At 38.2% G+C, this 7,160-nt stretch carries 7 protein-coding genes and 1 pseudogene; all 8 read right to left on the bottom strand.

What is annotated here, in order from left to right:
- Positions 1-186 (bottom strand): annotated as a pseudogene (locus P9Q65_RS12780) (beta-alanyl-CoA:ammonia lyase); the annotation flags it as partial.
- A 121-nt stretch (positions 187-307) separates the two neighbouring features.
- Positions 308-1,411, bottom strand: a complete 1,104-nt coding sequence (gene acrA / locus P9Q65_RS12775; protein ID WP_304509870.1) for an acryloyl-CoA reductase electron transfer subunit beta — start codon at positions 1,409-1,411, stop codon at positions 308-310.
- A gap of 21 nt (positions 1,412-1,432) precedes the next feature.
- Positions 1,433-2,236: an acryloyl-CoA reductase electron transfer subunit gamma gene (acrB, locus tag P9Q65_RS12770; RefSeq protein ID WP_304509869.1), complete on the bottom strand. Its 804-nt coding sequence runs from the start codon at positions 2,234-2,236 to the stop codon at positions 1,433-1,435.
- A 15-nt stretch (positions 2,237-2,251) separates the two neighbouring features.
- Positions 2,252-3,397, bottom strand: a complete 1,146-nt coding sequence (gene acrC / locus P9Q65_RS12765) for an acryloyl-CoA reductase (protein ID WP_304509867.1) — start codon at positions 3,395-3,397, stop codon at positions 2,252-2,254.
- 550 nt (positions 3,398-3,947) lie between these two features.
- On the bottom strand, positions 3,948-4,502 hold the full coding sequence (locus P9Q65_RS12760) for a hypothetical protein (RefSeq protein WP_304509865.1): 555 nt from the start codon (positions 4,500-4,502) through the stop codon (positions 3,948-3,950).
- A complete protein-coding gene (locus P9Q65_RS12755) occupies positions 4,499-5,092 on the bottom strand; it encodes a hypothetical protein (RefSeq protein ID WP_304509864.1) in 594 nt (197 codons plus the stop codon). Before P9Q65_RS12755 ends, P9Q65_RS12760 begins: the two co-directional genes overlap by 4 nt.
- Positions 5,093-5,104: 12 nt before the next feature.
- Positions 5,105-6,100: a pilus assembly protein PilM gene (gene pilM, locus P9Q65_RS12750; RefSeq protein ID WP_304509862.1), complete on the bottom strand. Its 996-nt coding sequence runs from the start codon at positions 6,098-6,100 to the stop codon at positions 5,105-5,107.
- A gap of 140 nt (positions 6,101-6,240) precedes the next feature.
- A partial coding sequence (locus P9Q65_RS12745) for a prepilin peptidase (RefSeq protein ID WP_304509860.1) occupies positions 6,241-7,160 on the bottom strand: 920 nt, incomplete at its 5' end.

Raw genomic sequence — 7,160 nt, 5'->3', positions numbered from 1 at the left:
TACGTCCTTATAGCACTTCACGTCTTCATAGCCTAAGCAAAGAGACTCATCCCCGTCTACCAAGATCATTTCTTCTGTTTCCACATCTCCGATAAAATCGAATTGACGGCCAATGGGGATTAATCCATCCTGGTTGGCTCCGTCGGCTGTGGTCATGTTATAGCTCAATACGGATACCTTTCTCATACTTTTTCTTCTCCTTTTCCATTTGCAAAGCAACAGGTTTTATCTGCTTTTATCAAAAACTTGTCCTATATTCATAGTAATAGGTGAGTACCACGACCCACCTATTTTTTCTTATTGATTACTAGGCATTCTGGGTCTCTTTGATTGCTTCTATCATCAACGGAACAACTTTAAACAAGTCACCTGTAATACCATAGTCAGCGCAGTCAAAAATTGGAGCCGTTTCGTCTTTATTTACAGCAATGATTAATTCAGAATCCTGCATACCGGCTTTGTGCTGGATTGCGCCAGAAATACCAAGGGCAACATAAACCTTGGGATGTACCGTTTTGCCCGTCTGTCCAACCTGATGATCAGAGGGAAGCCATCCGGAATCTATTACTGCACGAGAACCCCCTACAACGCCATTGCCAAAGGCATCTGCAAGCTTTTCTGCAAGCTTGATTCCCCCTTCTACGTCTTTGCTGATTCCACGTCCAACGGATACAATAATATCCGCACCAATCAAGTCAACCATTTTTTTCGCTTCTTTTACAACATTCACTACTTTTGTCTTCAAATCTGCCGCCGAAAGTTCAACATGACGCATAACGATTTGACATACCTCAGCTTTTTCTTGGCTAAACTCAGATTTTTTCATAACACCCGGTCTTACCGTTGACATACAAGGACGGAAGCGTGGGCAAATAATGGTAGCCATCAAGTGTCCGCCAAAAGCAGGACGTGTCATTTTTAAATTTGTGTCCTCCATAGGGAAAGACATGGAAGATATATCTAATGTAGAAGATGTTGCCAGAAAATCCACATATTTTTTCGTATCAATATCAAGATGTGTACAGTCCGCCGTAAGACCGGTACGCAGCCTTGCCGCACATCTTGGACCCAAATCACGCCCAATATTTGTAGCACCAATCAACAAAACTTCAGGTTTTTCTTCCATAACTACATCGCAAAGCACCTTTGCATATGCATCCGTAGTGTATAATCTTAATTCCGGATGATCGCAGACAATAATCTTATCTGCACCGTATCCTCCCAATTCCTTTGCAATATCCTTTACTTCATGTCCAAGCAAAATTCCAACCAATTTTGAACCCCGTTCGTCAGCAAGCTTTCTACCCTCCGAAATCAATTCAAAATCCGTATTCACCAGCTTCCCATCTCGCTGTTCACAAAAAACCCAAATATCTCTAAAGGAATTAATATCCGCACTATTAAAACTCATACCTTGCCCATCTCCTTTCGGTTAAATGACATGCTTCTTCTGTAATCTGTCAACCAAATCATCCACTTTTTCTTTGTCTGTCCCTTGAAGCATAATGCCTACACCCTTTTGGGGAGGTGTAAATGACTTAAAAATATTTGTGGGAGAGCCTTTTAAACCGATGGTATCCAACTCGATTAACGGTTCATCCTTTAGTGCTTCATAGTTCAAAACCTCAAGTGGTTTGCTATAGCACTCCATAATTCCGTTTAATGTCATATAACGAGGTTTGATGGTTTTATCCTTGATGCAAGTGATCAGACAAGGAGCCTGAACCTCAATCATCATATATCCATCTTCCAGCATACGTTTTACCAATACTAAATTTTCACTCTTTTTAATACCCGTTGCATAGGTCACCTGGGGAATATTCAATTTTTCTGCAATCTGAGGGCCAACCTGTGCTGTATCCCCATCGATTGCCTGTCTGCCACAAAAAATCATGTCTTCTTTCCCAAGGCCTAATTTATGGATAGCTGCTGCAATAATTTGAGAGGTTGCAAAGGTATCAGAACCACCGAATTCACGGGCGGAAATGAGCACCGCATCATCCGCACCCATGGCAATAATTTCACGAAGCATCCCTTCTGCGGGAGGAGGGCCCATGGTAACAGCTGTAACCTGACAACCGGTTGCATCCTTCAACTTTAATGCCTGCTCAATGGCGCTCATATCATCGGGATTGATGATTGCGGCCATGGATGCACGATTTAATGTACCATCGGGGTTTACCGCAACTTTCCCAGATGTATCCGGAACTTGTTTTACACAAACATAAATTCTCATGATCTACACTCCTTTTTATCTTTTCATTACCTCTCTGGCGATTACAACTTTATGTATTTCAGAAGTACCCTCATAGATTTCAGTAATCTTTGCATCACGATACATGCGCTCCAACGGATAATCCTTCATATATCCATATCCACCATGGATCTGAAGTGCTAAATTCGTAACAAAACGGGCATTTTCCGAAGCATTCAATTTACACATTGCTGATTCTTTTGTAAAAGGTTTTCCTGCGTCCTCAAGATAAGCGGCAAATTCAACCAACGCCCTTGCCGCAGCGGTTTTGGTCGCCATATCTGCAATATACCATTGGATTCCCTGTAAATTTGCAATAGGTTTACCAAACTGGATACGTTCATTTACATATTTTACGGATAAATCAATGGCTCCCTCTGAAATACCGATGGCCTGAGCACCTACGCCAATTCTGGCGCCATCCAACGCCTGCATGGCAATTTTAAAACCTTTTCCTTCTTTTCCAAGAAGGTTTGTAACAGGAACACGGCAATCTTCAAAAATAAGCTCAGCTGTTTCAGAGCCTGCAATACCCATTTTGGATTCGATTTTACCAATGCTGAAGCCAGGTGTGCCTCGTTCTACAATTATTGCAGACATACCTTTTAATCCCTTTTTGGGCTCTGTCAATACAAACACAACAAGCACACCAGCTCTGCTACCGCCGGAAATAAAACATTTTGTACCGTTTAATACATATTCATTTGTTTTAGGATCAAGAATGGCAGTTGTTTTTACTGCTCCCGCATCAGAGCCTGCATTGGGTTCTGTTAATGCAAATGCCCCAAGCTCTCCTCCTTTTGTCAGACGAGGAAGGTATTTTTGCTTTTGTTCTTCATTGCCATATTTTAAAATAGCTTGTGGTGCAATCAAATGAATTGATAAAATAGAGGCAGACGCCATACATTTTTTCCCAAATTCAGAGACAGCAATTACTTTTTCCAGTGTTCCACCTCCGGAACCACCATATTCTTTCGGAATACCAATCCCTGTCAGACCAATATCCGCCATCTTTTTAAAATTTTCGGCAGGAAAAACATGTTCACGATCAACTTCTTCTGCAACGGGCTCCAGTTCTTCTTCCGCAAACTGGCGAGCAAGTTTTTTCAACAGTTCTTGTTCTCTCGTTAATGAAAAATCCATTCTATTCATCCTTTCTCCATTGATATTAAGTAAAAACATTCCATAATGCATACCATTGTGCATATTTTTAACTCATGAAAAAAATAAAGATGTTTTATACATGAGTTAAAAGTATCTGCTCCAATCCAACCCTTCCATGATGCATATCTAATTTATACCCTATACAATTACTGGAATGTCAATATGCCCTAAAAATTTATATTTTTAAAAAACAACTAATTTTTCGCTAAACCTTCCATAACGGCAAACTAGCATTATTTACATTCTCAATATGCAAACTTCCAATAATAATAATGCCTATCCTTCCTCCCACTCCAAAATATTGCTTTATTTCCTAATCAGTTTCCGTTTCTATAATTTTTAAAACAAGCGCAAAAAAGCCCGTATCACAAAAAAACTCCTTGCGATACAGGCTTTTCTATTTTTTAAAATAATGAATTTCATCCAGAAAACATTGATTTTCTAAGATTTATTTCAATTAAAATGTTTTTTCAAAGATAAAACACAGACATTTCCATCTTTGTGTATCCTATTTTTCCATCATGAAAAATTACTCTGATTTCTTTTCAATAAAGATTACAATCATGGTAACCTTAACAGGATCATTCACAATATCATCATCGGCATATTCAATATTATCGACACTAATACTATCAATCATACTTTTATACGGACTGGTGTATATTTTTTGAATGATATCAAGGGCAGCTTCATAATTTCCACAGCTATACTCAACCTCAATAGGTCTATGTATTAAACTGCCTTCTTCTGTAATGGGTGAAAAAGCGAGATTATACTCCGTTGAACTACCTAAAAATTGATCCAGCAGCTTCATAACATTCTCCAAATTGTCATAATCGGGAATCCTCGTTTTAAATTCCTCTCTTTGAGATGCTTCTTGAATTTTTTTCTGCATTTCTCTAATTTTCTTTTGCTTTGCCGCCTCCAACACAATATTATCCTGCAAAAGCGCAGTATTTTCCTTTGCGTCCGAAATACGATTCATGGAGGGAAGGGCAAAGAAAACGTAGTATACTGCTGAAAGTAGAATAAGCAATAAAATTAAAATTAAACCCTTTTCACGTTTCGTAAATGATTTTGTCATGATTGCTCCCCGCCTCCTTCCTCCTGGGTTTCATTTACAGCGAGAACAATGGTCATTGTTGCAGTTGTTAAAGAATCGGATTCATCCTTCGTGCTTGCTGTATAAATTTGCACATTGGAAATCAAGTCATTTGCCATTAGCGCAGTATAAATATCCGATACCTGGTTTAAAGTGATTCCTGAAATGCGAGCGGTAATAACATCATCCAAAATATTATACGATTCAACTTTTGCATTCCCAATCAAATATTGATCTACAATATCCAGCCTTTCGGAAATAGTGGCAATTACCGATGATGAAAGACTTAAAGACACACTTTCATTATATTCTTTTAAGACATCATCATAAATCAAATTTTCTTGTTTCAACCGGTCAAGCTGTGTCTGGGCTTGCTGCATATTTTTTTCTGCATTATCAACAGACTGAAGTAAATCAAATATTGCTAACTTGGAAAAGGCCGCCATACAAACCATAAGAAATATCCCCACAAAAAGCACTGTTTTTTTATTAATGGTTCTTCCTTCCCTTACTGCTAAGTTAATATCCGTTTTGGTTGGATACTTTACACCGATTTTTTTGTTGAGCTGCAAGACTCTCACCTCCTACTGCAATGTTGCTCCGATTATGCCACATATCAACGCAAGATTTTCATTTTCCTTCATTTTAGGCATTAGCTCATCAATCATATGACAACGCACTTCCAATGTTGAATAAATCATATCCATAAGCGGCTTTACCTTTGCCAAGCCACCACAAAAATAAACATCCTTTAGCTCACTATTGGGATTATTGTAATTGTAGAAGTTAATGGAACGGAAAATTTCCACAATCATTTTTCCATAAAGATCTTTACATACTTCTGATTCTTGAATGTTATTAAAATTTTTCAATTTATATGATGATGCAATATGGATATCCACTTCCAATTTTTCCGCAATCAAAGAATCCAGAGAGCTTCCCCCATATTCAATCACCCTAGTCGTTTCATAAATACTGCCTTTATACAAATGCACTCGCACAGTGGAATGCCCCAAATCTACAATACAATAGGCTTCGGGATGCTCCCCCGGATTCCTTTCATATTCACGAATAATATTACGGAAAACACATGCTTCGGGCACAGCAGTTTTTAACCTAAAGCCCGTCATATGCATAGTTCTTGCATACTTTTCAATCAACTCATCTTTTATGGCAGCAATGAGAAGCTCCAACGAACATATTTCTCCTGCGTCATCCGATTCCTGACCAACAACGGCATAATCATAAATATACTCCTCACGATCCCCATGAATATAATCACGGAATTCGTAAGGCAAATTTAACCGTAATTGTTCCGTGGTCATATAGGGCATATTGGTTCGACGAAGATAGCAACTGTCCAGAGGCAGTACAACAACGGCATTACGGCATTTCATTTGGTTGGCTTTTGCCATACCTTTTAATGTCTCTCCCAATGCTTCAAACGATAAGATATGACCATCTCTAACCAAATTATCCGGCGTGGTTTCTATGGCTACTTTCATTGTAACTCCATCACTAATTTGAATCATTTTAATGGTACTTTCGCCTATTTCTATTCCTGTATACGTTTTGGACACAATAACCCTCCCCTGTTTCAAATTAAAATAAAAACTGAAAAAATATTTAAATCCAATGAAAAAATCTTCTAAAAAACGCGCTATATTAATTATCCAAGCCAATAAAACTGACATGGTTATTTTCAAAGTAATATATATTTCTAAAACAATCCAAAATAAAGTTCCATAAGTGGCTCCCCAATAAAAATAGAAATCACTGCGGCAAAAGCAATGGACGGTCCAAAGGGGAACGCCATCGGGTTTTCTTCATCATCAACCCGAATATTTTGAAAAACCATTGTAAAAACAATTCCAAAAATACAAGATAGTAAAACCAAAAAAATGTTGCTCCTTATGCTGAAATAAAGTCCTACCATAAAAAACAACTTAATATCTCCCCCACCCATACTCTCTTTTTTGAGAATGCGATCCATCACAAGGGAGAGAATCAAAATAGGGACAGCTATAGCTAGACCAGCAATTACTCCCTCTAAGAGCCCTGAAAAAATATTGCTTCCTTTGAAGCACCGAAATAAAATGAAATTAAAAATACCAATTAATATAAATCCATCAGGAATAATTCCCGTATCCAAATCTATCAATGCCACAGCCAAAAGAATCAAGACCAAAACCATAAACATGAAACTATCCAGACTTACGTCAAATTTCCAAACAAGCCCCAAAAATAGCATTGCTGTTAAAAACTCCGTTATGGGATAACGCACAGAAATTTTTTCTCCGCAGCAACGACTTTTCCCCTTCTGCATTACATAAGACAAAATTGGGATTAGTTCTATTGGCGTTAGGGTATGTCCACAAACGGGGCAATGACTTCTTCCATGAATAAAATTCTCATGATGGGCAATACGCCATGCCACGCAGTTGATGAAACTCCCCATAACCAAGCCAATTACAAACGTAATGGTCAAAATATATGTATTGAAAGCAAAGCCATATTGTAGCATAAAATCTCTCCTATCATCCAAAACCACCGATAGAACTGTAACCCGCCTCAGTTCTATCGTGATTGTGGGATTGAAAATAGAGGGTAACTTGTATCCTCCATAAAAAATTATATTAT

Source organism: Anaerotignum sp., assembly GCF_030625865.1.
Classification (GTDB): domain Bacteria; phylum Bacillota; class Clostridia; order Lachnospirales; family Anaerotignaceae; genus Chakrabartyella.
The sequence above is the reverse complement of the archived record's forward strand: the minus strand, read 5'-3'. Positions and strand labels throughout refer to the sequence as shown.